Here is a 23,719-nt window from a genome sequence, read left to right as displayed (position 1 = left end):
GCCACTTGCGGGAAGCCGAGGGCCGCCCGCCCCGTACGCTGGGGGGCGTGAGCGAGCTGAACTCCGAGGACGCGAAGATCATCACCCTGGCGCGGTCGTCCAGGGCCCGCACGGGAGCCGCCGAAGGCGCCGCCGTCCGGGACGAGACCGGCCGGACCTACGCCGCGACCGGCGTCGACCTGCCGTCGCTGAAGCTGTCGGCCCTCCAGGTCGCCGTCGCGATGGCGGTGTCGAGCGGCGCCGAGAGCCTGGAGGCCGCCGCCCTGGTCAGCACCGCCGACGCGGCGACCGCCTCCGACGTCACGACCGTCCGCGAGCTCGGCCCCGAGGCGACCGTCCTGCTGGCCGCCCCCGACGGCACCCTCCGCGCCGCCCTGGAGGCCTGACCGGGCATCGCGGTCGCACTCATCACCGTCAGACCCGGCACGGTCGGACCCATCACGGTCAGACCCGACACGGTCAGACCCTGCTGACCAGCACCGTCCCCACGCGGTTGCGGCGGCCCGCGATCGTCTCGGCCTTCAGGGAGAGCGCGGCGCCGTTGTGGGCGGAGCCGACCTCGGCGGTGGAGCCCTCGATGGGGACGCGGCCGAGCGCGTGGGCGAGCAGGCCGCCGACCGTGTCGACCTCCTCGACGTCGATCTCGGTGTCGAACAGCTCGGCGAGGTCCTCGACGGGCAGCCGGGCGGTGACGCGGGCGACGTCGTCCGACAGCCAGGTCACCGGCGGGGTCTCGCGGTCGTACTCGTCGGTGATCTCGCCGACGATCTCCTCCAGGATGTCCTCGATGGTGACGAGCCCGGCGGTGCCGCCGTACTCGTCGATCACGATCGCGAGGTGGATCTGGCGGGCCTGCATCTCGCGCAGCAGCTCGTCGATCGGCTTGCTGTCGGGGACGTAGGTCGCCTCCCGCATGACCGAGTCGACGGTCTCGACGCCCTCGCGCTCGCGGTTCTCCTGGCCGCGGCGGACGACGTCCTTGAGGTAGGCGATGCCGACGACGTCGTCCTCGTTCTCGCCGACGACGGGGATGCGGGAGAAGCCGCTGCGCAGCGCCAGCGACATCGCCTGGCGCAGCGTCTTGTCGCGCTCCACGAACACGATGTCGGTGCGCGGCACCATCACCTCGCGGACGAGCGTGTCGCCCAGCTCGAACACCGAGTGGATCATCTCGCGCTCGTCCGGCTCGATGAGGCTGCGCTGCTCGGCGAGGTCGACGAGGTCGCGCAGCTCCGCCTCGGAGGCGAACGGGCCCTCCCGGAAGCCCTTGCCGGGCGTCAGCGCGTTGCCGAGCAGGATCAGCAGCCGGGGCAGCGGGCCGAACACCCGCGTCACCGGGTGGATCACGGCGGCGCCGGCGAGGGCGATCCGGTCGGCGTGCTGGATGCCGAGCGTGCGGGGGCCGACGCCGATCACGACGTAGCTGACCACGATCATGATCGCGGCGGCGACGACGTAGGCGCGCCAGGTCTCATCCAGCCAGGTCACGCACAGGTCGGCGACGATCACGGTGGCGACCAGCTCGCAGCCGATGCGCAGCAGCAGCACCATGTTGACGTAGCGGGCCGGGTCGGCGACGACCTCGGCGAGGCGGCGGGAGCCGCGGCGGCCCTCGCGGACGCTGTCCTCGACGGTGACGCGCGAGACCCGGGCGAGCGCGGTCTCGGTGCCGGCCAGCAGGCCCGCGGCGAAGACCAGGACCACCGCCAGGGCGGACAGCCATCCCTGCGTCGTGCTCATGACCCGGCCGCGGCGGTCATGACCGGCCGCGTTTCTCCTGCCAGGAGGTGAGCAGCTCCGCCTGGAGGCCGAACATCTCCCTGTGCTCCTCCGGCTCGGCGTGGTCGTAGCCGAGCAGGTGCAGGATGCCGTGCGCGCACAGCAGCTCCAGCTCGGCCGCGGTGCCGTGGCCGGCCTCGCGGCCCTGCCGCTCGGCCACCGCCGGGCACAGCACGACGTCGCCGAGCAGCCCGGGGTCGGCCTCGCCGTCCTCGTCGGCGCCGCCCGACAGGTGGCCGGGGCGCAGCTCGTCCATCGGGAAGGACAGCACGTCGGTCGGGCCGGGCTCGTCCATCCACTTCACGTGCAGCTCGGTCATCGCCGCCTCGTCGACCAACAGCACCGACAGCTCGGCGAGCGGGTGCACGCGCAGGGCGTCCAGGACGTGGCGGGCCAGGTCGGCGATGTCCTTCTCGGCGACCTGGACGCCAGACTCGTTCACCACGTCGATCGTCACTACCGCCCCCGCTTGCGCGGCCCGCCGCGGCCCGCCGCGGGCTGCTTGAACTGCGGCACGCGCGCCTCGTCGTAGCGGTTGTAGGCGTCGACGATGTCGGTGACCAGCTTGTGCCGGACCACGTCGCGGCTGTCGAGCCGGGAGAAGTGGATGTCCTCGACGCCGCCGAGGATGTCCTGGACGACGCGGAGCCCGCTGAGGTGCCCGTTCGGCAGGTCGACCTGGGTGACGTCGCCGGTCACCACGACCTTGGAGCCGAAGCCGAGCCGGGTGAGGAACATCTTCATCTGCTCGGGCGAGGTGTTCTGCGCCTCGTCCAGGATGATGAAGGAGTCGTTCAGCGTGCGGCCGCGCATGTACGCCAGCGGGGCGACCTCGATGGTGCCGGCGGCCATCAGGCGGGGGATCGAGTCGGGGTCGACCATGTCGTGCAGCGCGTCGTACAGCGGCCGCAGGTAGGGGTCGATCTTCTCGTAGAGCGTTCCCGGCAGGAAGCCGAGCCGCTCGCCCGCCTCGACCGCCGGGCGGGTCAGGATGATCCGGTTGACCTGCTTGTCCTGGAGGGCGCGGACCGCCTTGGCCATGGCCAGGTAGGTCTTGCCGGTGCCCGCCGGGCCGATGCCGAACACGATCGTGTGCCGGTCGATCGCGTCGACGTAGCGGCGCTGGTTCAGCGTCTTCGGGCGGATCGTGCGGCCCCGGCTGGACAGCACGTCCAGCGTGAGGACCTCGGCCGGGCGCTCGCCGCCCTCGCCGCGCAGCATCGCCAGGCTCCGCTCGATGGCGTCGGGGGTGAGCTGCGCGCCGCCCTTCAGCAGGTCGAACATCTCGGTGAACAGCCGGGAGACCAGGTCGGTCTCGTCCCCGGGGCCGGTCACGGTGATCTCGTTGCCGCGGACGTGGATGTCGAGGTCGCTGCCGAACGCCTGCTCTATCGCGTGGAGCAGTTCGTCCCGGGAGCCCAGCAGGCTCACCATCGAATGGTCGTCCGGCACCACGATCTTGATCTGGGTGCGCGAGCCTGCTCGGCCGTCGCGCCTCGCGTGAGTTGATTCGACCATCAGCCGGGCCTTACGGCCTCTCGGACCTGCTTTCTGTCTGCTCCGGTGTCCAGCGTGTGTCGCATCCATGGTACTGGCCGCCCACGACGGAACGCCGCCCCATTTACCGGCCCCGGAGCGCCCGCGCGGGGCGCGGGGTCAGCCGGGCGGCCAGTTCAGGCCACGCCCGCCGAGGACGTGCGCGTGCACGTGGAAGACGGTCTGGCCGGCCTGGGAGCCGGTGTTGAACACGAGCCGGTAGCCGGTGCCGTCGACGCCCTCGTCCCGCGCGACCTGGTGGGCCTCGCCGACCACCTCGGCGAGCAGCGCCGGGTCGGCGGCGGCCAGCTCCGCGACCGTGGGGTGGTGGTCCCTGGGGATGACCAGCACGTGGGTGGGGGCCTGCGGGTTGATGTCGCGGAACGCGACCACCCGCTCGCCCTCGCGGACGATGGTCGCGGGCACCTCACCCGAAACGATCTTGCAGAAAAGGCAGTCGGACATCGCTCTCCTCCCCCTCGCTCTCCCGCACGGCCCGGTCCGCGCGGGCTGTCCCGCACGACCGGTCCCGTGCACCCGGCCGCCCGGAATCCTATCGAGGCGGAAAGGGCCCCCCGCGCACCGCGCCGCGCCGCCGATCGCTTTGCGGCCACAAGATCGCCACGGATGGGACCCGCTGATCGTTTCTCCGTCCGTCGCCCGCATTTCGCGCGGCCTCTTCGTTAGGGTGGTCAATCCAAGGCGTACCCCCCGGTCCGCAGGCTTCGGCGCGCCTCGCCCGTGCTGCCGCGCCCGTTCGACGGCGCCCGCCCGGGCGTCCGTCCGAATGGACGGCCGGGGGACGGCAAAGGCGGCGGATAGGTGACCGAGGCAGACCGAGAGATGCCCTTTCGTAAACCCGGTGACGAGGGTGCGCGTCCCACTGACGTGACCGAGACCCTCGTGGCCAGGGGCACGGCGGCCGTGGCCGTCGCCTGGGACGCCGACCAGGCGGTGACCGCGCTCTACAGCGCCAACTACCGCTCCCTCGTCCGGCTCGCCGCCATGCTCGTCCGCGACGCGGGGACGGCCGAGGAGGTCGTCCAGGACGCGTTCGTCGCGATGCACGGCGGCTGGCGGCGGCTGCGCGACCCCGACAAGGCCCTGTCGTACCTGCGCCAGTCGGTGGTCAACCGGTCGCGGTCGGTGCTGCGGCACCGCGCCGTCGTGGAGAAGTACGCCCCCAAGGGGCTGCCCGACGCGCCGAGCGCGGAGGCCGGGGCGATCGGGGAGCTTGAGCGCTCCGCCGTGATCGACGCGCTGTCGGGGCTGCCCGCACGGCAGCGCGAGGCGCTCGTCCTGCGCTACTACGCCGATCTGTCCGAAGCGGAGATCGCCAACGCGATGGGGATCTCCCGCGGCGCCGTGAAGAGCCATACGGCGCGTGGAATGACCGCGCTACGCAACGTCCTGGAGCAGTTCTCATGACACCCGACCCCCACGACGAGCACGGCGAAATACTCCGCCGCGCCCTGAACGCGGAGGCGGACGCGGTCAGCCCCGCGGGCGATGGGCTGGAGCGCATCCGGGCCCGGATCGCGGACGGCGGTGGTCGCCGCCGGTTCGGCCTCGAACGGTTCGGCGGGGCGTGGCTCGGGCCGAACCGGTTCGCGGTGAACTGGACGCGCCCCGTCCTCGCCGTCGCCGCGGCCGTCGCGGTCGCCGGGATCGGCGTGACGGCCCCCCAGACGATCGACCTGATCCAGCACTCGGTGGGCAGTGACGGGCCCTCCGCCGGGACCGGCACCGACAACGACGGCGACCGCACCGACGCTCAGGGCAGACCGATCCCGCCCGGCTCCCCGACGCCGGACGGGCCGAGCGCGGCCGGCTCCCTGACGCCGTCAGGGTCGCCCTCCACCACGGGCTCGCCCGGCATGTCGGCCTGCGTCATCTCGCCGCCGCCCACGCCGACGCCGAGCGCCTCGCCGTCGAAGAAGGGCGAGGAGGCCGACGCGAAGCCGCCCGCGGCCAAGCCGTGCCCCGGCGGCGGCCCGCCCGCCACCTCGGCGCCGCCCACGCCGGCTCCGCCGACCACGATCAAGCCGACCGACCCGCCGCCCACCAACAAGCCGACGCAGCCCACCTCGACCGAGCCCTCCACCACCTCCGAGCAGGCCCCCGCCGCCACCACGCCCTGACCGGGCGCCACGCCTCCCGCTCCCCCGCTCCCGAACCGAAAGCTCCCCGCTCCCCCTCCCGGCAGCCTCCGGCCGCAAGCGCGGCCCAGCGGCGCTACCAGCGTCCCGTGGCCGCCAGCAGCACGGCCGCCGCCGCGACGCCCGCCGTCGAGGTGCGCAGCACCGTCGGGCCGAGCCGGGTGGGCCGCCCGCCCGCAGCGCCCAGCGCCTCCAGCTCCTCGCCGGTGATGCCGCCCTCGGGGCCGACGACGAGGACGATCTCGCCGTCCGCCGGCGGCCGCACGGCGCTGAGCGGAGCGTCGGCCTCCTCGTGCAGGACGAGCGCCAGCGACGCCGCCGCGAGCCGCGCCGCGACCTGCTCGGTCGAGGCGAGGTCGGCGACGTCGGGGAACCGCGGGCGGCGGGCCTGCTTGCCCGCCTCGCGCGCGGTGCCGCGCCAGCGGGCCAGGGCCTTCTCGCGGCGCTCGGGCCGCCACCGCGTGACGCAGCGCGCCGCCGACCAGGGGACGATCTCGTCCACGCCGGCCTCGGTCATCGTCTCGACCGCCAGCTCGCCCCGGTCGCCCTTCGGCAGCGCCTGGACGACGACGAGGCGGGGCGCGGGCGGCGGCTCGCGGTGCCGCGCCACGACGTCCAGCGTGAGGGACGCGCGGTCGGCGGCGGCGACGACGCACTCGGCCAGCAGGCCCGCGCCGTCGGTCAGGTCGACGCGCTCACCGGGCCGCAGCCGCCGGACGGTCGCGGCGTGCCGCCCCTCCGGCCCGTCCAGCAGGACCCGGTCGCCCTCCAGCGCCGCGGACGCGGCGAGGAACACCGGCGGACTCATCGCGCTCCCCCCGAATCGCCGTGGCGGCCCTCGTGGTAGGCCGCCACGGCGGCGCTTCAATGCTGGTTGAACACGTCCCTGATGCGGGAGAACATGCCGCGCTGCCCGGGGGCGAACTTGCCGGGCGGGCGCTCCTCGCCGCGGAGCTTGGCGAGCCGCCGCAGCAGCTCCTCCTGCTCCTCGTCGAGCCGGCCGGGGGTCTCCACGTTCACGTGGATCATCAGGTCGCCGCGGCCGCTCTCGTTCAGGTGCCGGACGCCGCGCCCGTACAGCGTGATGACCTGCCCGGACTGCGTGCCCGGCTTGATGTCGACGCCCTCGGCGGCGTCCAGCGTCTCGACCGTGACGCTGGTGCCGAGCGCGGCGGCCGTCATCGGGATCTCGACCGTGCAGTGCAGGTCGTCGCCCTCCCGCTCGAAGATCGGGTGGGCCTTCTCCACGATCTCCAGGAACAGGTCGCCGGGCGGGCCGCCGCCGGGGCCGACCTCGCCCTCCCCCGCGAGCTGGATGTGGATGCCGTTCTCGACGCCCGCCGGGATCTTCACCTTGACCGTGCGGCGCGTGCGGACCCGGCCGTCGCCCGAGCACTCGGCGCACGGGTTGCGGATCACCGAGCCGAAGCCGCCGCAGGCCGGGCAGGGCCGGGCCGTCATGACCTGGCCGAGGAACGAGCGCTGCACCTGCTGCACCTCGCCCCGGCCGTGGCACGTCTCGCACGACTCGGGGTGGGTGCCCGGCGCGCAGCCGGAGCCCTCGCAGGCCGTGCAGGCGACCGCGGTGTCGATCGACAGCTCGCGGGTCGTGCCGAACGCCGTCTCCGCGAGGTCGAGCTCGACCCGCAGCGTGGCGTTGCGCCCGCGCCTGGCCCGCGACCGGGGGCCGCGCGAGGCGGCGGTGCCGAAGAAGGCGTCCATGATGTCGCTGAAGGGGAACCCGGCGCCGCCGAAGCCGCCCGCGCCCGCGCCGGCCCCGCCGGACGCGAACGGGTCCGCGCCGAGGTCGTACATCTCGCGCTTCTTCGGGTCGGAGAGCACCTCGTAGGCCTGGGTGATCTCCTTGAACCTCTCCTGCGTCTCCGGGTCCGGGTTGACGTCCGGGTGGAGCTCGCGCGCGAGGCGGCGGTAGGCCTTCTTGACCTCGTCGGCGCTGGCGTCGCGGCGGACGCCCAGGGTCGCGTAGTAGTCGTTGGCCACTTACGACCCCGCCAGGATCTGACCCACGTAGCGTGCCACTGCCCGTACCGCTCCCATCGTGCCGGGGTAATCCATGCGTGTCGGCCCGAGCACTCCGAGCCGGGCCAAGGTGAGGTCGCCCACGCCGTAGTCGGCGGCGACGACCGAGGTCGATCGGAGCCCCTCGTCGGGGTTCTCGGTGCCGATCCGCACCGTAAGGGTAGAGGAGTCGCCGGTCTCGCCGAGCAGCCGCATGAGGACCACCTGCTCCTCCAGCGCCACCAGCACGTCCCGCAGGCTCTGCGAGAAGTCCACGGCGGCGAGGTTCGCCGCCCCCGCGAAGACGATCTTCTCCTCGTGCTTGTCGACGAGCGTCTCCAGCAGCACCGACAGCACCGACGCCGCCAGCGGCCGGTCGTCGGCGCCCACCTTGTCGGGGAGGTCCGCGATCGCGGTGGGCACGTCGCCGAGCCCGAGGCCGTCCAGGCATGTGTTGAGCAACGCCCGCAGGTGGCCGATCGATTCCTCGGAGACCCCGCCGTGGGTCTCGATGACCCGCTGCTCCACCCGTCCCGTGTTGGTGATCAGGACGAGCAGCAGCCGCCCCTCGGCGACCGGGACCAGCTCCACGTGCCGCACCGACGAGCGGGTCAGCGACGGGTACTGCACGACCGCGACCTGCCGGGTGAGCTGCGCGAGGAGCCGCACCGTCCGGCCGACGACGTCGTCGAGGTCGTAGGCGCCCGACAGGAACGTCTCGATCGCGCGGCGCTCGGCGACCGACAGCGGCTTGATCGTCGACAGCCGGTCGACGAACAGCCGGTAGCCCTTGTCGGTCGGGACGCGGCCCGCGCTCGTGTGCGGCTGGGCTATGTACCCCTGCTCCTCCAGCACGGCCATGTCGTTGCGGATGGTGGCCGAGGACACGCCGAGGTTGTGCCGGTCCACCAGGGCCTTGGAGCCCACCGGCTCGTTCGTGGAGACGTAGTCCTCGACTATGGCGCGCAGGACCGCGAGTTTCCGGTCGTCCAACACCTGGTCACCTCCTTCATCCCCTGCCGCGCTCCCCGCCGCGGGCCCCATTCGTCACTCGCCACCGGCCTGCACCGCTGGCACTCCGTACTTCCGAGTGCCAAGTGTACGGCCCGGAGGCGCCGGACTGCAGAGGCCGCGGCCCCCGCGTCCCCCGCGACTTCCCCCGCCGTGCCCCCGCGGCGGGCCGGGGAAGGAGCGGCGGCACGCTTCCGGACGGCTGCGCGATCTTATCCTTCCGGTTAATGTGCGGAACCGTGCGGAGTAAGAACTACGGAAACGACGTGCTGTCCGGCGACTGGCGACGGCCCCGCAAAGGCCAGATACCCGAGATTCCGGCCGAACCCGGCCTCGTGGCCGAGGACCCCGGCAGCGGTTTCTGCGGCGCGGTCGTCGGCTGCGACAAGTTCGGCGTCACACTGGAGGACCGGTTCGGCAAGCGGCGGGTGTTCCCGCTCACCAAGTCGGGGTTCCTCATCGACGGGAAGCCGGTGACGCTCGTCCGTCCCGCCGCCCCGGAGGCGGGGGCGGCGGGGCCCGCCCGGTCGGCGTCCGGTTCGATCGCGGTGCGCGGGGCGCGGGCCAAGGTGGCCAAGGAGAGCCGCATCTACGTGGAGGGCGTCCACGACGCGGAGCTGGTGGAGAAGATCTGGGGGCACGACCTCCGGGTCGAGGGCGTCGTCGTGGAGTACCTGGAGGGCGTGGACGACCTGCCCGCCATCGTCGAGGAGTTCGCCCCGGGCGAGGGGCGGCGGCTCGGCGTCCTCGTCGACCATCTCGTCGAGGGGTCCAAGGAGAGCCGGATCGCCGCGCGGGTCACCTCCCCGCACGTCCTCGTCACCGGGCACCCCTTCATCGACGTCTGGGAGGCCGTCAAGCCCGCCGCCGTGGGCATTTCCGCCTGGCCGCGCATCCCTCGCGGCGTACCCTGGAAGGAAGGGGTTCTCGCCGAGCTCGGCTGGGGGGACGACGTGGGTGCCGGTTGGAAGCGGATACTCCGCTCGGTCGACACCTACACCGACCTCGAACCGGCCCTGCTCGGACGCGTAGAGGAACTCATCGACTTCGTGACCGCCTTCTGACCACGGCCCGTCCGACGGGCGGTGCCGGTAAGGAGCACCGCGATGACGCACGGGCAACCCGAGCAGCCGGGCGGCCAGGGGCACCAGCCTCCGCAGGGGCCGCCGGGCTGGGACACCCAGCCCGGAGCCGGGCAGCAGGGCTACGGCCAATCCGGGTACGGCCAATCCGGGTACGGGCAGCAGGACTACGGGCAGCAGGGCTACGGCCAGCAGGGGTACCAGCAGCAGCCCGGGTACGGGCAACCGGGCTACGGGGCACCGTCCCAGGGATATGGGCAGCAGCCCGGCTACGGCCAGGGCGGGTACGGGCAGCAGCCGGGCTACGGCGGGCAGGTCCAGCCGTACGGGCCTCCCGGCGCGCCCGGGACGACGACCTCCGATGAGCGGACGTGGGCGCTGATGACCCACATCGGCCAGTTCCTGCTGGGCTTCATCGCCCCGCTGCTGGTCTTCCTGATCAAGAAGGACACCTCGCCGTTCCTGCGGCACCACGGCGCGCAGGGCCTCAACTTCGCGATCACCCAGTTCGTCTACCTCATGATCAACTTCGTGCTGATGTTCGTGCTGATCGGGTTCGTCACGATCTTCGTGCAGGCCGTCGCGGAGATCATCTTCCTGATCCTGGCGGGCGTCGCGGGCAACCGGGGCGAGTGGTACCGCTACCCCTCGTTCATGGCCTGGCCGATGGTCACCTGAGGCGTTCGCGCGGTTGCCCGAGAGTCAGGTCAGGTCAGGTCGCGGACGACGGCGTCGGCGAGCAGGCGGCCGCGCAGGGTCAGGACGGCGCGGCCGCCATCGAAGGGCGCGGGCTCCAGCAGGCCGTCCGCGACGGCGCGGCGGGCGGCCCGCTCGTCCAGCAGGTCCACCGGGCAGCCCTCCGCGAGCCGCAGCTCCAGCATGATCCGCTCGATGCGGCGGTCGGCCGCGTCCAGCACCTCGCGCGCGTGCGCCGGGGTCGTCCCCTCGGCGAGGCGGGCGGCGTGCGCGGCGGGGTGCTTGACGTTCCACCAGCGCGTGCCGCCGACGTGGCTGTGCGCGCCGGGGCCGACGCCCCACCAGTCCGCCCCCGTCCAGTACAGGAGGTTGTGGCGGCACGCCGCCTCCGGGCCGGTGGCCCAGTTGGAGATCTCGTACCAGCGCAGCCCGTGCGCGCCGAGCAGCTCGTCGGCGATGAGGTAGCGGTCGGCCATGGCGTCGTCGTCGGGCGGGGTCAGCTCGCCGCGGCGCACCTGGGCGGCCAGGCGCGTGCCGTCCTCGACGATCAGCGCGTAGGCGGAGACGTGGTCGGGCTCGGCCTCCAGCGCCGCCTCCAGGGACGCGCGCCAGTCGTCGTCGGTCTCCCCCGGCGTCCCGTAGATGAGGTCCAGGTTGATGTGCTCGAAGCCGGCCTCGCGCGTCCAGCCGACGACCTCGGGGACGCGGCCGGGGGTGTGGCTCCGCTCCAGCACGGCCAGGACGTGCTCGCGCGCGCTCTGCATGCCGTAGGAGACGCGCGTGAACCCGGCCTCGCGCAGCTTCGCCACGTACGCCTCGTCCACCGACTCGGGGTTCGCCTCGGTGGTGACCTCCGCGCCGGGCGCGAGGCCGAACTCGGCGTCGACGGCGGCCAGGACGCGGCCGAGGTCGCCCGGCGGGAGGAGGGTGGGCGTGCCGCCGCCCACGAACACGGTCTCGACCGGGAGGTCGGCGTCGCCGAGCACCCGCCGCGCCATCCGCACCTCGGCGATGGCGGTGTCGGCGTAGCTCTCGCGGCTCGCGCCCGGCCCGAGCTCCGTCGCCGTGTAGGTGTTGAAGTCGCAGTAGCCGCAGCGGGTCACGCAGAACGGGACGTGGATGTAGAAGGCGAACGGCCGCGTCCCGAGGCCCTCCAGGGCGCCGGCGGGCAGCGCGCCGTCGGCGGGTACGGGGTCACCGTCGGGCAGGGTAGCGGGCACCCCTCAAGTCTGCCCCCATCCGAGCGGTGCCCGGGTCACGCCTCGTCGAGCTTCGCGCGGAGCCAGCCGGGGATGTGCTCCTCCGCGCGCGGGAAGCGGTCGAGGTCGAGCGCGTAGGCGGACGGCGTCAGCGGCGGGGTGAACTCGGGCTCGCCGTCGTAGTCGAACTCCGCGCTGAACCGGCCGGACCGCTCCACCTCCAGGCGCGCGGTGAACCAGGCGCCCTTGCCGCGCCGGTACATGACGCGGCGCAACTCGTCCATCCGCCCGACGGCCTGGCCGGGCGGCATCGCCTTGCGGCGCCCGCCGCCCTCGTCCTCGACCTCGAAGGAGGCGCTGTCGATGCCGACGGTGGCGCGGAACTCGAAGCCGAGCCGCCGCCAGCCCTCGGGCGCGGCCGACCGCAGCGCGCGGACGGCGCCGTTCACCGCCTCCCGCTCGGCCGGCGAGCGCAGGACCTGCTCGGAGTGGGTCACGCGCGAACCTCCGGAGGTCGATCGGATCGGGTCTGATCCGGTCGGATCGGACGTCGTTCAGGCGGGTCGGGACGATCGCGCGGATCGGGCGCACGGGCCGTGGACGGGCTGCCCGCACGCCGCCGCGGCGCGACCGCTGACCCCCGACCGTACCGACATCTCCGGCCAGGCCAAACAGCGACCGCCGTGTCGCGGCGAAACCGGCAGGCCGGGACGGGTCGCACGCGGGACGATCTTGGTCGAGCCGGGCGCGGGATCCCCGGGTTCGCCGGGGCGCGCCGGGACAGGCCCGAATGGAGCGTGCTGTGCCGCTTGGCCGGATAGGGTCGTCCGAATGCGGAATGAGGAGGCGGACGGGGGGCGGGTGCCCGCGCGTGTCCTGCTGCGCGGCGAGCCGGACGGCTGGCACTGCGTGGTCGTGACCGGCTCGGGGGCCGAGCGGCGCTGGAATCTCGCCGGGGCCGGGACCCGCTGGCAGACGCACGAGGGCGGGCACGAGGGCGGGCACGAGGGCGGGCGCGGCGGCGCGCGCGAGGGCTACGGCCCCGAGCCGCCGTGGTGGCGCCGCCGCCTGTGCGAGACCGCCGACGCGCTCCGCGAGGCCGTCGCCGAACGGCTGACCGACGCGACGTTCCGCGAGCTGGGCGCGGAGGCCGCGATCACCTGGTTCGCGCTGGAGGAGCCCGTCGAGTGGGAGGGCCTGGTCACCCTCCAGGAGCCCGACCCCGCGCGCTTCCCCGGCCGCGTCCCGCCGTTCGTGATCACCCTCGACCCCGGCCGCGGCGCCCTGCTGCCGGACGCCGACCTGCTGTTCTCCACCCACGCCCCCGACGCCTGGGCCACGCTGACCGCCCTCGCCGAGCGGTGCGGCGCGCCGCCGCCGAAGTCCTCGTTCCTGTGCGGCTGGGCCGGGCACCGCAGCGTCCGGGTCGGGCGCGGGCGGCTCGCGCTGTCCAGCGAGCGCGGCGAGGACGGCGCCGAGCGGCTCGCCGAGATCTTCGGCACGCGCCGCCCCGGCTGGAGCGGCAACCCCGAGCTGCGGCTGCGGCTGGACGGCATCGACCTGCTCGACGAGCCCGCGAACGACGTCGTCACGCTGCTCGGCGGCCTCGGCCACGAGATCGTCCGGCGCGGCCGGACCGTGCGGCTGCCCGCGATCGGCCTGACCCTCTACGAGCCCGAGCGCGACCCCGTTCCCGGGTCGCCCGACGCCTTCCAGGCGGAGGACGGCACGGAGCGGTTCGCCGGGGTGGCGCTCCGGCTCCCGAGCGCGCTCGCGGCCGTCCGCACCCTCGCCTGAACGCCGCGCGCCCCACCACCGCGCCCCACCACCGCGCCCCCGCCCGACCACCGGGTCCTCGTCTGACGGCCACGGTCCCGACACGCGCGGGGGTCCGGCCCGTCACCCGGTCGCAACCCCGCCGTCCTAGCTTCGCCGATCATGAGAAGCCGCGCGCGTCACGCCGCCCTCGAACCGACCGGCCGCGTCCTGATCGGCACCGCCCTGACCGGCACGGCCCTGACCGCCGCCGCCCTGCTGGCCGCCCCGCTCACGGCCGTCCCCGCCCACGCCGCGTCCGCGCCGGGCACCCTCACGCTGCACCGGGGCGGTCCCGCCCGGACGCTGCACTACACCGCCCGCCGCGACGGGGAGGCCGTGATCGGCTTCACCGCGTCCGCGCCCGGCGTCTCCTGGGCGCGCAGGGGCGCCGAGTCGGCCGTGGTGTCCATCGCGGTGGACGGGCGGCACGTGACCGACCTCGTCGTCCCCTCCTCCGACCCGACGCCGCGCAGCCTCGGCCTCGGGCACCTGCGGCGCGGCGGGCACCGGGTGACGCTGCGCTTCGCCCGCGGCAGCGCCCCCGCCGCGCGCCGCGTCACGCTCGCGCGGCCCCGCGTCCGGACGCCCCACGCCGACCAGGACGTCCTGCGGCACGCGCCCGTCGTCATCGGGCGGACGAACGGCCCGCTCGCCGACCCCTACCAGAACGCCACCACCGACACCCCGCTGATCGCCTGGCACGAGACCAGGCCCGCCGCCGCGGCGGGCCACCGGATCATCGAGTACTCGGTCGTGTGGAGCAACGAGGACGGCGGCACCGACTCGCCCGCGCTCATGGCCCGCTGGGGGCGCACGACCGACATCGAGTGGATCTACCGGGTCGAGGTCGACGCGTCCGGCCGGCGCGTGGACGGCACCGGCGTCTACCAGGCGCCCGAGCACGCCACGCTCAAGTTCACCGGACGCTACGAGGACGACCACCCGCTGCTCCAGACGTGCACGCAGAACAACAACATGTGCGACGTCGTCACCAAGGACGCGGCGCTGCGCTTCCTCCCGGACGTCACCGCGACCCGTCCGGACGGGCGCACCCGGGAGGTCGTGATGGACCGCGAGCCGTGGACCTACCGCGTCATGGCGCAGGAGATGATCCGCGAGGGGAAGATCGAGAAGCCGTCCGACCCGTCCACGACGGCGGTCGGCGACCAGCGGACCTACCTGTTCGCCGAGTTCGCCAAGACGACCGGCAAGCCCACCGGGACCGGCTCCGCGCCGGGCGTCGCGCTCGGCGTGCGGCTGAGGTCCGACCCGTCCCGGCTCTACCGGTCCGACCACGACCAGCCGACCTGGTCGATCGAGCGGGACGGCGCCGCGGCCACGACCGTCGAACTGCCGGAGGGGACGACGGTGGCCGACATCGCGAGCGTCGAGGCGCTCCGCCGCCCGGTCGGCGCCGGCGACAACGGCGCGCCCGCGACCGTCACCGCCGTCAGCCGCGGCTTCTTCCTGGACGGGTCGTATCTGCCCCGCCCGTCCGGCATCACCTGGACGGGCTCGGTCACGGTCACGCGGGAGCAGCCGTCCGCCGTCCTGTGGAGGCCGTGACCCAGAACATCTCCCCAAGCGACCTCGGCCGTCGCGGGGGCGCGTGGCTGAGCGGTGGGGCCGACGCCGGAGGCGGGGCCCCACCGCGAAGACCGCGAAGCGATGCCGCGCCCGCCGAGGGGCGTGGGCGAGGGCCCGACAGACAGAGCGGGAACCCGTGCGAACTCCGCGTGCGTCCAAGGAGTCGTACACTTCGCCAATAGTTGGCAAGCTTCGCTCAGCGAAATCGGAGGGCACCCGCCATGGCCTACGGGCCTCCCCCGTCGCCCGGCCAGGGTCAGCAGCCCGGATGGCAGCAGCCGCAGTCGCCCCAGCAGCCGCAGTCGCCGTGGCAGCAACCACAGCAGCAGCCGCAAGGGTCCCCGTGGCAGCAGCAGCCCGGGTCCCAGTGGCAGCAGCCCCAGCAGGGGCCGTCCGCCTGGCAGCAACCGCAGCAGCCGCAGCAGCCGGGTCCGGGATGGCAGCAGCCGGGGCAGGGGCAGGGCGGCACCTCGCCGTTCACCGGCCACGAGGGCCCCGTCAGCGACGACGACAAGACGTGGTCGCTCATGGCCTACCTGGGCCAGTTCCTCGTCGGCGCGATCGCGCCGGCGATCGTCTACTTCGGCAAGGCGCGGTCGCCCTACGTGCGCCGGCACGCCGCGCAGGGCCTCAACATGGGGCTCGCGGCCATCGCCGTGTGGTTCGTCGGCGGGCTGCTCTCGATGGCGGTCGAGGTGCTGATCTGGGCGCCGCTGCTGTTCACCGCCGTGGTGATCTTCTTCCTCGTCTACGCGGCGCGGGCGGCGAACCGGGGCGAGTTCCGCAAGGTGCCGTCCGTGGTGGCCTGGCCCATCCTCAAGTAGCCGCGTCCGTCCCCCCGGCCGCCCCGGCCGTCTGCGGCGCCGGTTCCGGCGCGGGGAGGACGGTCATCGTGCCGGGCTCCCCCGGCGCCTGGTCAAGCCTGACCAGGCGGCCCGGGTAGACGCTCTGGGCGGCCCGCACGTCCCGCTCGTCCCAGATGCCGTAGAAGACCGGGCAGCCGTCCCACAGCTCGGTCTTCTCCGCCCCGGTCGGCCAGCGGCGGTCGAAGACGTCGAGCAGGACCGGCTCCCCGGCGGGCGGCAGGTCGGGGCCGTTCTCCTGGGCGATGACGTCGGGCATGGCGGCTCTCCTTCTCGGGGTGACGCGGCGCGGCGGCCGGAAGATCTCCTGCGGCGCGAGGTCGATCGCGAACGGCCGGGTCAGCCGCAGCGAGCCGCCCCACGGCACCCGCTCGGCCGCGTAGCGCCCGTCGGCGGACAGCGCGTGGACGACCAGCTCCGGCTCGGCGGCGTCATCGGCGTCCACCACCCAGTACGCCTGGACCCCGGCTCGCGCGTACAGGTCTCGCTTGGCCCCGAGGTCGGCGGCGCGCGAGACCGGCGAGACGACCTCGACCGCCAGCACCGGCGCGCCCGCGATGCAGGGGAGGTCGCCCTCCACCTGCCCCTTGCGGAACACGATCAGATCGGGGGCCAGCCGGGTGGCGTCGCCGAGGCGCGCCCCGAACCGGGTCAGGCACTCCTGGCCCGGCTCCTGCGCCAGCCCGACGGGCACCACGAGGTCCGACACGAGGAACTGGTGCAGCATCGCATGGCTCACGACACCCAGTGTCCATGCGAATGCGCTACGTCACCACCGGTTCGGTGGGATTAGAGGCTACTTCTTGCCCTTGTCCGTGGACTCCCCGCCACCGGTGGACAGCGCGGCGACGAAGGCCTCCTGCGGGACGTCCACCCGGCCGATGGTCTTCATCCGCTTCTTGCCCTCCTTCTGCTTCTCCAGCAGCTTGCGCTTGCGGGAGATGTCGCCGCCGTAGCACTTGGCGAGGACGTCCTTGCGGATGGCGCGGATGTTCTCGCGCGCGATGATGCGCGCGCCGATCGCCGCCTGGATCGGCACCTCGTACTGCTGGCGCGGGATCAGCTCCTTGAGCTTCGCGGTCATCATCAGCCCGTACTCGCGCGACTTGTCGCGGTGGACGATCTGGCTGAAGGCGTCGACCGACTCGCCCTGGAGGAGGATGTCGACCTTCACGAGGTCGGACTCCTGCTCGCCGCTCGGCTCGTAGTCGAGCGAGGCGTACCCGCGCGTCCGCGACTTGAGCTGGTCGAAGAAGTCGAAGATGATCTCGGCGAGGGGCAGCGTGTAGCGGATCTCGACGCGGTCCTCCGAGAGGTAGTCCATGCCGAGCAGCATCCCGCGCCGGCCCTGGCACAGCTCCATGATCGCGCCGATGTGGTCGGACGGGGACAGCAGCGTCGCCTTGACGATCGGCTCGTACACGTCGCCGATCTTGCCCTCGGGGAACTCGCTGGGGTTGGTGACGGTGTGCTCCGTCCCGTCCTCCATGACGACGCGGTAGACGACGTTCGGCGCGGTCGAGATCAGCGAGAGGTCGAACTCGCGCTCCAGCCGCTCCCGGACGATCTCCATGTGCAGCAGCCCGAGGAACCCGCAGCGGAACCCGAACCCGAGCGCCGCCGAGGTCTCCGGCTCGTAGATCAGCGCGGCGTCGTTCAGCCGCAGCTTGTCGAGCGCGTCGCGCAGCTCGGGGTACTGGTCGCCGTCCACCGGGTACAGGCCGGAGAACACCATGGGCTTCGGGTCCTGGTAGCCGCCGAGCGCCTGCGGCGCGACCCGGCTCGCGCCGGTGACGGTGTCGCCCACCCGGGCCTGCCGGACGTCCTTCACCCCGGTGATCAGGTAGCCGACCTCGCCGACCCCGAGCCCCTGGACGGGCTTGGGCTCCGGGGAGATCACGCCGACCTCCAGCGTCTCGTGCGCGGCGCCCGTCGACATCATCAGGCTCTTCTCGCGCCGCGACAGCCGCCCGTCGATGATCCGGACATAGGTGACCACGCCCCGGTAGGTGTCGTACACCGAGTCGAAGATCAGCGCCCGCGCCGGGCCGTCGGGGTCGCCGACCGGAGCCGGGACCTCCTGGACGATCTTGTCGAGCAGCTCCCGGACGCCCTCGCCGGTCTTGCCCGACACCCGCAGCACGTCGGAGGGGTCGCAGCCGATGATCCCGGCCAGCTCCTCGGCGTACTTGTCGGGCTGCGCCGCGGGCAGGTCGATCTTGTTGAGCACCGGGATCAGGTGCAGGTCGGCCTCCAGCGCCAGGTACAGGTTCGCCAGCGTCTGCGCCTCGATGCCCTGCGCCGCGTCCACCAGCAGCACCGCGCCCTCGCACGCCGCCAGCGACCGCGACACCTCGTAGGAGAAGTCGACGTGGCCGGGCGTGTCGATCAGGTTGAGCACGTGGTCGACGCCGTCGGCCGTCCAGGGCAGCCGGACGGCCTGGCTCTTGATCGTGATGCCGCGCTCGCGCTCGATGTCCATGCGGTCGAGGTACTGGGCGCGCATCTGGCGCTCCTCGACCACCCCCGTCAACTGGAGCATCCGGTCGGCGAGCGTCGACTTGCCATGGTCGATGTGCGCGATGATGCAGAAGTTGCGGATGATCGCGGGATCGGTCGTGTCAGGCGCTGGCACCGGGGTCCGTTTCGAAACTCACAGGTGGACATGGATCTGTAGCCTCCATGGTCCCATGCCGGACGCGATGCTCCGTGCACGTCCCGGTTTGGGGAGGGGCCGCGCGCTTGGTAGGCTGTGCGACTGCGTGTGGCGTAGCGTCGTGCCCCGGGGCACCGTCCGCCCCCGTCAGACATTCGTCGGAGCCCGCATCGAGCGACTGCGGGCCAGGATCGCAACCAAGGCTGAGGCACTACGACGTGGCTAACATCAAGTCCCAGATCAAGCGCAACAAGCAGAACGAGAAGGCCCGCCTGCGCAACAAGGCCGTCAAGTCCGAGCTGAAGACGGCGATCCGCAAGTTCCGCGAGGCCGCCGAGGCCGGCGACGTCGACCAGGCCAACGCCGCCCAGCGGCACGCGGCCCGCAAGCTCGACAAGGCCGCCAGCAAGGGCGTCATCCACAAGAACCAGGCCGCCAACCGCAAGTCGGCGATCGCCCGGCAGGCCGCCGCCCTCCAGGCCAAGTAGGGCCGCACGTCCCGGGGCCGGCCGCACGCGCCGGCCCCGACGCGCGTCATGGACGAGCGACGGCTGGTGAGGATCTCCAAGTACCTCGCCAAACACCTCAGGCACGACCCCGGGCGGATCGGCCTCACCCTCGACCCGGCGGGCTGGGCCGAGGTCCCCGCCCTCCTCGCGGCCGCCGCCCGGCACGGCTTCCCGTTCACCCGCGCCGAGCTGGAACACGTCGTGGCCGCCAACGACAAACGGCGCTACGCCCTCGACGGCGACCGGATCCGCGCCGTCCAGGGCCACTCGATCGGCGTGGACCTCGCGCACCCCTCGGCCACTCCCCCGGAGTTCCTCTACCACGGCACCGTGGCCCGCTTCCTCCCCGCGATCCACCGCGAGGGCCTGCGCCCCATGAACCGCCATGCCGTCCACCTCTCCCCGGACCGCGAGACGGCCCGATCGGTGGGGTCCCGCCGGGGCGAGCCGGTCGTCCTGGCCGTCCGGTCCGGCCGCATGGCCGCCGCCGGGCACACCTTCCAGCTCAGCCCGAACGGCGTATGGCTGACCTCCCACGTCCCACCCGAGTACCTGGCCTGACCCCGGGCGCCGCGTCCGCATCCGCATCCGCGAACAGCCTTCCCGGGCCCGTGCCAGGCGGCGATCATGGGGATCGCCGGGCAGGACTCCCGTCTGACCGACGTCGGCGCGGGCGGCGGCCTCGAACACGCGGGCGCTGGTGACCTCGCGACGCGCGTTCCCGGCACGGATCGAACGACCCGGGAGACCTGCGCGGGACCCCATCGCGACGGCGCTCCAGCGCGGGCGCCCTCCCGCTCGGCCTCTGACAGGGATCGCTCTTACAACCGGTCGCGGGCGGCGAGGGCCCGGACGGCGTCGGCGATCGCGGGCCTGAGCGCGTCCAGCGAGTGGTCGGGGCCGAGGAGCATGCGCCTGAGCTGCGGCATCGCCAGCGGCCAGGCCACCAGGCCCAGGGTGAGGAGCATCAGCGTGGCCGGGTCGCCCGCCGCCTTGCCGGCGGCGCGGCTCTTGTCCTGGTAGTGGGCGGTACGGCGGGTCTCGTCGGGAACGGGGCCGTCGCCGAGTTCGAGCGCCTCCCAGAGAAGCAGGCGCAGGGCCTCGGGGTGATCGCGATGGTAGTCGAACAGCCGCTCCGCGTAGTCGCCGAGATCGTCGCCGTCCAGCGGGACGGCGGCGGCGAGGTCGGTCATGAGGCGTTCGAGGACGGCGGCGAACAGCCTGTCCTTGTCGCCGAAGTAGTCGTAGATGGCCCGCTTGTTGGCCTCGGCGCTCGCGGCGATGCGGTCCACCCGGGCACCGGCGACCCCGTGCTCGGCGAACTCGGCGGACGCCGCCGCGAGGATGCGCTCCCTGGTCGCCGCTGAGTCATAGGCCATGCCCCGCATTGTAACGAACCGGTTCGTTTGACATCACCGGAGACCGTGCCGCACAATTCGAACCAACTAGTTCGTTCGATTGGAGGACACGATGGTCGCGGTGCGGGCCCCGGCGGCACGACCGGTGCTGTTCACGGCGATGGCGGTGTGCAGCGGCGCCACGGTCGCCAACGTCTACCTGTCACAGCCCCTCCTGGATCTGTTCGCGCGCGGGCTCGGCGTCTCCCCGGCGGCGGCCGGGAGCGTCGTCACCTGTGCCCAGTTCGGCTACGCGGCCGGCATCCTCTTCCTCGTCCCGCTGGGCGACGCGCGGCGGCGAGGGCCGCTGCTGACCGGGATGCTGGCCGCCACCGTGGTGATGCTGCTGGTCGCCGCGGCCGCGCCCGGCCTCGGCCTCCTCGCCGCCGCGGCCGCCCTGGCCTGCGGGGCGACGGTGGTGCCGCAGGTCCTGGTCCCGCTGGCCGCCGAGCTGGCGCCGCCCGAACGGCGCGCGAGCGTGGTCGCCAACATCCAGATCGGCCTGATGACCGGCATCATCGGCGCCCGCGTCGTCGGCGGCGTGGTCGGCGGGGCGATGGGGTGGCGGGCCGTCTATCTCCTGGCGGCCGTGCTGACCGGCCTGACGGGCCTGGTCACGGTGAGCCTGCTGCCCGCCGAGGAGAAGCGCGACGGCGTCCCCTACGTACGGCTCCTGGCGTCACTGCCCGGCGTGTGGCGCCGGGAGCCCGTCCTGCGGCACGCGTGCCTGATGCACGGCGCCCTGTTCGGCGCCTACAACGCCACGTGGACGACGCTGGTCCTCGTCCTGACGCACGACCCCTACGACTACGGCAGCGCGAAAGCCGGACTGTTCGGACTCCTCGGCCTGTCCGGCGCCGTCGCCGCGCCGTGGGCGGGCCGGTTCGTCGACCGGCGCGGCGCGGCACCGATCCTGACGGCCGCGGCGGTGCTGACGTTCGTCGCGGCGGGCGCCTATGCCGCCGGACGCTCCGTCCTCGCCTGCATGGTCGCGGCCATCCTGCTGGGCAACCTCGCCGTGCAGTGGAGCCAGATCGCCAACCAGGCGCGCATCTTCACCCACGTCCCCCACGCCCGCAGCCGCGCCAACACCGTGTACATGGTCGCGGCGTTCCTGAGCGGCGCCCTGTCCGCGGCGCTGGCCAGCGCCGTCTACGGCACCTGCGGTTGGGGCGGCGTCTGCGCCGTCCAAGCACTCCTCGCCCTCGCCGGGCTGGCGGTCATCCCCGCCGTCCGGCGCCACGACACGAAAGGCACATGATGACCTTCCCAGCCATGCCCCCGGCCGTCCTCCGCTTCTTCGCCGCCTCCCAGGAGGGCGACGCCACCGCGTGGGCGGCGACCTTCGCCGCGGACGGCGTGTTCCACGACCCCGTCGGACAGCCGCCCCTCATCGGCCGGGACGCCATCGCCGACTTCATCGCCTCGGTGCTGCCGCGCTTCCGCCCCTTCCTCGGCCTGACCCCGATGCAGGCCCACACGGTCGGCGGGTTCACCGCCGTCTCCTGGCGAGGCGCGGCCGTCTCCCTGTCGGGAACGCCCGTGAACTGGTCAGGCATCAACGTCTACGAGCTGGACGGCGCGGGCCTGATCCGCGAGGCCCGAGCCTATTTCGACCAAAGAATCTTCCAGGCCCAACTCACCTGACAAGAGACGGGCGCCGCCCTCTCCAGGGCGGCGCCGCCCGCACGCCGACGCTCGCGCCGCGCCTTCCTCCGCACCTCCAGGCCCGTGCGTGTGGTTCACCGAGCCCTGCCCGGCGAGCGGAAAGCGCTGAACGCAGGGCGGACGAAGGCGGGCGACTAGCCTCGGGCGGCGACGATGTCGGCGATCGTCTTCTCCAGCGCATACGCGGGATCGGCCGCGCCGCCCTTGACCTGGGCGTCGGCCTCGGCGACCGCGGCCAGGGCGCGGGCGACCCCGTCGGCCGACCAGGCGCGCAGTTGCTTCTGGACACGCTCGATCTTCCACGGCGGCATGCCCAGGTCCTTCGCGAGCGCCGCTCCGCGCGCGCCGCGAGGGGCGCCGCCGACCTTGGCCAGCCCGCGGACCCCCTGGGCGAGCGCGCTGACGATCAGTACCGGCGCCACACCCGTCGCGAGCGCCCACCGGAGTTGCTCCAGGGCGTCGGCGAGGCGGCCCTCGATCGCCTTGTCCGCCACCGTGAACCCACTGACCTCGGCACGGCCCCGGTAGTACTGCGCGACCGCCGCGTCATCGACCTTTCCGCCGGTGTCGGCGACCAACTGGCTGCACGCGGCGGCGAGTTCCCGCAGATCGTTCCCGACGGCGTCCAGCAGGGCGCGCGCGCCGTCCGGCGAGACCTTCCCGCCTGCCTTGCGGATCTCCGCGCGCACGAAGTCGACGCGCTCCCCCATCTTGCTGATCTTGGGGCATGAGATCTTGCGCGCCTTGAGCTTCGTCAGCCCGTCCACGAGCGCCTTGCCCTTGGCACCGCCGTGGTGGACGGCGACGAGGACGACATCCTCCGCCGGTGTCCTCGCGTAGTTGAGCACCTCGGCGGTGAGGTCCTTCCCCAGGTCCTGGGCCGACCGCAGCACAAGGACCTTTCCACCCCCGAAGAGCGAGGGGGAGGTCATCTCCGCGAGCCGCCCCGGTTCCAGCCCGCCGGGGCCCAGGTCGGTCACCTCGGCCTCGGGGTCCTCCCCCCGCACGGCCGCGACGATGTCGCCGACCGCCCGGTCCACCAGGAGTTCCTCGTCGCCCACGATCAGGATGATGGCCTCAACTGACACCCCAGCAGCATGCCACGCCCACCCTCCCGTCCGTGCCACCCCTCCAAAGTCACAAGGCCCCCAGCCCCATCGCCGGACCGAACTCCGACGATCGCCGACGCGCAACGGAGCACCGCCCGGACGCACTGACGACCGGCCGTCAACAACCCGACGCCCCGGAAGGCCCGCACCCCCCAGCGAAAGAGTCCATCCATACCGCCCCAGGCTCCGCCGCTCCCCGACGTCGGCACCAGGGCACTCACCGCAAGTCACCGCCGCCACATTAGGACTCGCCCTCCCCGGCGCCGCCCCCGCTGGGTGATCTTCAGGTCAGCAGACGCGCGCTGACAGGGGCGACACAGTGCCCGCGCCCCACGAGGGGAGCTGTCCCAGCGAGACAGCCCAGGACGAAATGACGGAGGCGCGGTAGCCGCAGGCGCGGGCACAGTAGGCGCAGGCGCGGTAGCCGCAGGCGCGGGCACAGTAGGCGCGAGCGCGGTAGCCGTAGGCGCGGGCGTCGTAGGCGCAGGCGCGGGCGTCGTAGGCGCAGGCGCGGTAGGCGCAGGCGCGGTAGGCGCAGGCGCGGGCGTTTGGGTGGAGGCGACGCGGCTTAGGCGAGACAACCCCGGATGGGCTGGCGGAGGCGAAGGGGCGGAGGCGGCTCCGATCGCTG

General features: G+C 73.4%; 25 protein-coding genes. 12 read left to right on the top strand and 13 right to left on the bottom strand.

From position 1 onward, the window contains the following. Window positions 1-47: 47 nt before the first annotated feature. Window positions 48-386, top strand: a complete 339-nt coding sequence (locus KLI87_RS15215) for a cytidine deaminase (RefSeq protein ID WP_214617619.1) — start codon at window positions 48-50, stop codon at window positions 384-386. A 73-nt stretch (window positions 387-459) separates the two neighbouring features. On the opposite strand, the gene KLI87_RS15210 is transcribed toward KLI87_RS15215, so the two are convergent. The 4 genes from KLI87_RS15210 to KLI87_RS15195 all read right to left on the bottom strand — a co-directional run bounded on the left by KLI87_RS15210 (window position 460) and on the right by KLI87_RS15195 (window position 3,780). Next, complete coding sequence (locus tag KLI87_RS15210; protein WP_156219292.1) at window positions 460-1,740, bottom strand: hemolysin family protein; 1,281 nt, start codon at window positions 1,738-1,740, stop codon at window positions 460-462. Window positions 1,741-1,756: 16 nt separating this feature from the next. Further along, window positions 1,757-2,236: an rRNA maturation RNase YbeY gene (ybeY, locus tag KLI87_RS15205; RefSeq protein ID WP_214617618.1), complete on the bottom strand. Its 480-nt coding sequence runs from the start codon at window positions 2,234-2,236 to the stop codon at window positions 1,757-1,759. Next, the gene (locus KLI87_RS15200) at window positions 2,236-3,297 is read right to left on the bottom strand and encodes a PhoH family protein (RefSeq protein ID WP_156219291.1); all 1,062 of its coding nucleotides are present in this window, start codon (window positions 3,295-3,297) and stop codon (window positions 2,236-2,238) included. The genes ybeY and KLI87_RS15200 overlap by 1 nt, the downstream gene beginning before the upstream one ends. A gap of 138 nt (window positions 3,298-3,435) precedes the next feature. After that, a complete protein-coding gene (locus tag KLI87_RS15195) occupies window positions 3,436-3,780 on the bottom strand; it encodes a histidine triad nucleotide-binding protein (RefSeq protein ID WP_156219290.1) in 345 nt (114 codons plus the stop codon). Between the two features lie 378 nt (window positions 3,781-4,158). Here KLI87_RS15195 and KLI87_RS15190 point away from each other — a divergent pair, with 378 nt between their 5' ends. Next, the gene (locus KLI87_RS15190; protein WP_156219289.1) at window positions 4,159-4,743 is read left to right on the top strand and encodes a SigE family RNA polymerase sigma factor; all 585 of its coding nucleotides are present in this window, start codon (window positions 4,159-4,161) and stop codon (window positions 4,741-4,743) included. Beyond that, window positions 4,740-5,456 carry a hypothetical protein gene (locus KLI87_RS15185; RefSeq protein ID WP_214617617.1) on the top strand — a complete coding sequence of 239 codons (717 nt, stop codon included), beginning with the start codon at window positions 4,740-4,742 and terminating at the stop codon, window positions 5,454-5,456. Before KLI87_RS15190 ends, KLI87_RS15185 begins: the two co-directional genes overlap by 4 nt. 94 nt (window positions 5,457-5,550) lie before the next feature. Here the strand turns inward: KLI87_RS15185 and KLI87_RS15180 are convergent, their stop codons facing one another. From KLI87_RS15180 to hrcA, 3 genes are read right to left on the bottom strand one after another with little or no spacing between them, the layout of a single operon-like run. Further along, window positions 5,551-6,282, bottom strand: a complete 732-nt coding sequence (locus tag KLI87_RS15180) for a 16S rRNA (uracil(1498)-N(3))-methyltransferase (protein ID WP_156219287.1) — start codon at window positions 6,280-6,282, stop codon at window positions 5,551-5,553. Between the two features lie 56 nt (window positions 6,283-6,338). Then, complete coding sequence (dnaJ, locus tag KLI87_RS15175) at window positions 6,339-7,475, bottom strand: molecular chaperone DnaJ (protein WP_214617616.1); 1,137 nt, start codon at window positions 7,473-7,475, stop codon at window positions 6,339-6,341. Then, window positions 7,476-8,489 (bottom strand): heat-inducible transcriptional repressor HrcA, encoded by a 1,014-nt coding sequence (hrcA, locus tag KLI87_RS15170; RefSeq protein WP_214617615.1) that lies wholly within the window; start codon window positions 8,487-8,489, stop codon window positions 7,476-7,478. 254 nt (window positions 8,490-8,743) lie between these two features. Here hrcA and KLI87_RS15165 point away from each other — a divergent pair, with 254 nt between their 5' ends. Then, complete coding sequence (locus KLI87_RS15165; protein ID WP_308166017.1) at window positions 8,744-9,568, top strand: DUF3097 domain-containing protein; 825 nt, start codon at window positions 8,744-8,746, stop codon at window positions 9,566-9,568. A gap of 42 nt (window positions 9,569-9,610) precedes the next feature. Continuing rightward, window positions 9,611-10,264, top strand: coding sequence for a DUF4870 domain-containing protein (locus KLI87_RS15160; RefSeq protein ID WP_214617614.1), 654 nt, complete (start codon window positions 9,611-9,613; stop codon window positions 10,262-10,264). A 29-nt stretch (window positions 10,265-10,293) separates the two neighbouring features. On the opposite strand, the gene hemW is transcribed toward KLI87_RS15160, so the two are convergent. Together hemW and KLI87_RS15150 are read right to left on the bottom strand one after the other, a co-directional pair. Next, a complete protein-coding gene (gene hemW / locus KLI87_RS15155) occupies window positions 10,294-11,502 on the bottom strand; it encodes a radical SAM family heme chaperone HemW (protein ID WP_214617613.1) in 1,209 nt (402 codons plus the stop codon). Window positions 11,503-11,537: 35 nt separating this feature from the next. Continuing rightward, complete coding sequence (locus KLI87_RS15150; protein ID WP_214617612.1) at window positions 11,538-11,978, bottom strand: antitoxin YezG family protein; 441 nt, start codon at window positions 11,976-11,978, stop codon at window positions 11,538-11,540. Between the two features lie 334 nt (window positions 11,979-12,312). On the opposite strand from KLI87_RS15150, the gene KLI87_RS15145 reads away from it, so the two are divergent. The 3 genes from KLI87_RS15145 (at window position 12,313) to KLI87_RS15135 (ending at window position 15,710) form a co-directional block, all read left to right on the top strand. Further along, window positions 12,313-13,278, top strand: coding sequence for a hypothetical protein (locus KLI87_RS15145; protein WP_214617611.1), 966 nt, complete (start codon window positions 12,313-12,315; stop codon window positions 13,276-13,278). A 141-nt stretch (window positions 13,279-13,419) separates the two neighbouring features. Then, complete coding sequence (locus tag KLI87_RS15140; protein WP_214617610.1) at window positions 13,420-14,865, top strand: hypothetical protein; 1,446 nt, start codon at window positions 13,420-13,422, stop codon at window positions 14,863-14,865. 242 nt (window positions 14,866-15,107) lie between these two features. Then, on the top strand, window positions 15,108-15,710 hold the full coding sequence (locus tag KLI87_RS15135) for a DUF4870 domain-containing protein (protein ID WP_214617609.1): 603 nt from the start codon (window positions 15,108-15,110) through the stop codon (window positions 15,708-15,710). Here KLI87_RS15135 and KLI87_RS15130 read toward each other — a convergent pair. After that, window positions 15,703-16,488, bottom strand: coding sequence for a Uma2 family endonuclease (locus KLI87_RS15130; protein WP_214617608.1), 786 nt, complete (start codon window positions 16,486-16,488; stop codon window positions 15,703-15,705). The genes KLI87_RS15135 and KLI87_RS15130 overlap by 8 nt on opposite strands. A gap of 57 nt (window positions 16,489-16,545) precedes the next feature. After that, window positions 16,546-18,384 carry a translation elongation factor 4 gene (gene lepA / locus KLI87_RS15125; protein ID WP_214617607.1) on the bottom strand — a complete coding sequence of 613 codons (1,839 nt, stop codon included), beginning with the start codon at window positions 18,382-18,384 and terminating at the stop codon, window positions 16,546-16,548. 239 nt (window positions 18,385-18,623) lie between these two features. Between lepA and rpsT the strand changes: the two genes are divergently transcribed. Next, window positions 18,624-18,893 (top strand): 30S ribosomal protein S20, encoded by a 270-nt coding sequence (rpsT, locus tag KLI87_RS15120; protein ID WP_214617606.1) that lies wholly within the window; start codon window positions 18,624-18,626, stop codon window positions 18,891-18,893. A 48-nt stretch (window positions 18,894-18,941) separates the two neighbouring features. Continuing rightward, window positions 18,942-19,475, top strand: a complete 534-nt coding sequence (locus KLI87_RS15115) for an RNA 2'-phosphotransferase (RefSeq protein ID WP_214617605.1) — start codon at window positions 18,942-18,944, stop codon at window positions 19,473-19,475. Window positions 19,476-19,735: 260 nt separating this feature from the next. Here KLI87_RS15115 and KLI87_RS15110 read toward each other — a convergent pair whose 3' ends face one another. Further along, entirely contained in the window at window positions 19,736-20,293 is a 558-nt protein-coding gene (locus tag KLI87_RS15110; protein WP_214617604.1) for a TetR family transcriptional regulator, read from the bottom strand. A gap of 91 nt (window positions 20,294-20,384) precedes the next feature. Between KLI87_RS15110 and KLI87_RS15105 the strand changes: the two genes are divergently transcribed. Together KLI87_RS15105 and KLI87_RS15100 are read left to right on the top strand one after the other, a co-directional pair. After that, window positions 20,385-21,572, top strand: coding sequence for an MFS transporter (locus KLI87_RS15105; RefSeq protein WP_214617603.1), 1,188 nt, complete (start codon window positions 20,385-20,387; stop codon window positions 21,570-21,572). Continuing rightward, entirely contained in the window at window positions 21,569-21,958 is a 390-nt protein-coding gene (locus KLI87_RS15100; protein WP_214617602.1) for a nuclear transport factor 2 family protein, read from the top strand. The genes KLI87_RS15105 and KLI87_RS15100 overlap by 4 nt, the downstream gene beginning before the upstream one ends. A 155-nt stretch (window positions 21,959-22,113) precedes the next feature. Here the strand turns inward: KLI87_RS15100 and holA are convergent, their stop codons facing one another. Beyond that, window positions 22,114-23,067 (bottom strand): DNA polymerase III subunit delta, encoded by a 954-nt coding sequence (gene holA, locus KLI87_RS15095; protein ID WP_214617601.1) that lies wholly within the window; start codon window positions 23,065-23,067, stop codon window positions 22,114-22,116. Window positions 23,068-23,719: the final 652 nt, after the last annotated feature.

Origin of the sequence: Actinomadura sp. NEAU-AAG7 (assembly GCF_018603865.1) — a bacterium.
Taxonomy (GTDB): domain Bacteria; phylum Actinomycetota; class Actinomycetes; order Streptosporangiales; family Streptosporangiaceae; genus Spirillospora; species Spirillospora litoris.
This window is presented reverse-complemented; position numbering and strand designations above follow the sequence as displayed.

Bases quoted from the DNA above. Each gene is read 5' to 3' on its own strand.
- KLI87_RS15200 (WP_156219291.1), bottom strand. From the start codon at position 3,297: ATGGTCGAATCAACTCACGCGAGGCGCGACGGCCGAGCAGGCTCGCGC.
- KLI87_RS15115 (WP_214617605.1), top strand. From the start codon at position 18,942: ATGGACGAGCGACGGCTGGTGAGGATCTCCAAGTACCTCGCCAAACAC.
- KLI87_RS15195 (WP_156219290.1), bottom strand. From the start codon at position 3,780: ATGTCCGACTGCCTTTTCTGCAAGATCGTTTCGGGTGAGGTGCCCGCG.
- KLI87_RS15210 (WP_156219292.1), bottom strand. From the start codon at position 1,740: ATGAGCACGACGCAGGGATGGCTGTCCGCCCTGGCGGTGGTCCTGGTC.
- KLI87_RS15180 (WP_156219287.1), bottom strand. From the start codon at position 6,282: ATGAGTCCGCCGGTGTTCCTCGCCGCGTCCGCGGCGCTGGAGGGCGAC.
- KLI87_RS15110 (WP_214617604.1), bottom strand. From the start codon at position 20,293: ATGGCCTATGACTCAGCGGCGACCAGGGAGCGCATCCTCGCGGCGGCG.
- KLI87_RS15135 (WP_214617609.1), top strand. From the start codon at position 15,108: ATGGCCTACGGGCCTCCCCCGTCGCCCGGCCAGGGTCAGCAGCCCGGA.
- KLI87_RS15185 (WP_214617617.1), top strand. From the start codon at position 4,740: ATGACACCCGACCCCCACGACGAGCACGGCGAAATACTCCGCCGCGCC.
- KLI87_RS15105 (WP_214617603.1), top strand. From the start codon at position 20,385: ATGGTCGCGGTGCGGGCCCCGGCGGCACGACCGGTGCTGTTCACGGCG.
- KLI87_RS15160 (WP_214617614.1), top strand. From the start codon at position 9,611: ATGACGCACGGGCAACCCGAGCAGCCGGGCGGCCAGGGGCACCAGCCT.
- KLI87_RS15145 (WP_214617611.1), top strand. From the start codon at position 12,313: ATGCGGAATGAGGAGGCGGACGGGGGGCGGGTGCCCGCGCGTGTCCTG.
- KLI87_RS15140 (WP_214617610.1), top strand. From the start codon at position 13,420: ATGAGAAGCCGCGCGCGTCACGCCGCCCTCGAACCGACCGGCCGCGTC.
- KLI87_RS15190 (WP_156219289.1), top strand. From the start codon at position 4,159: ATGCCCTTTCGTAAACCCGGTGACGAGGGTGCGCGTCCCACTGACGTG.
- KLI87_RS15100 (WP_214617602.1), top strand. From the start codon at position 21,569: ATGATGACCTTCCCAGCCATGCCCCCGGCCGTCCTCCGCTTCTTCGCC.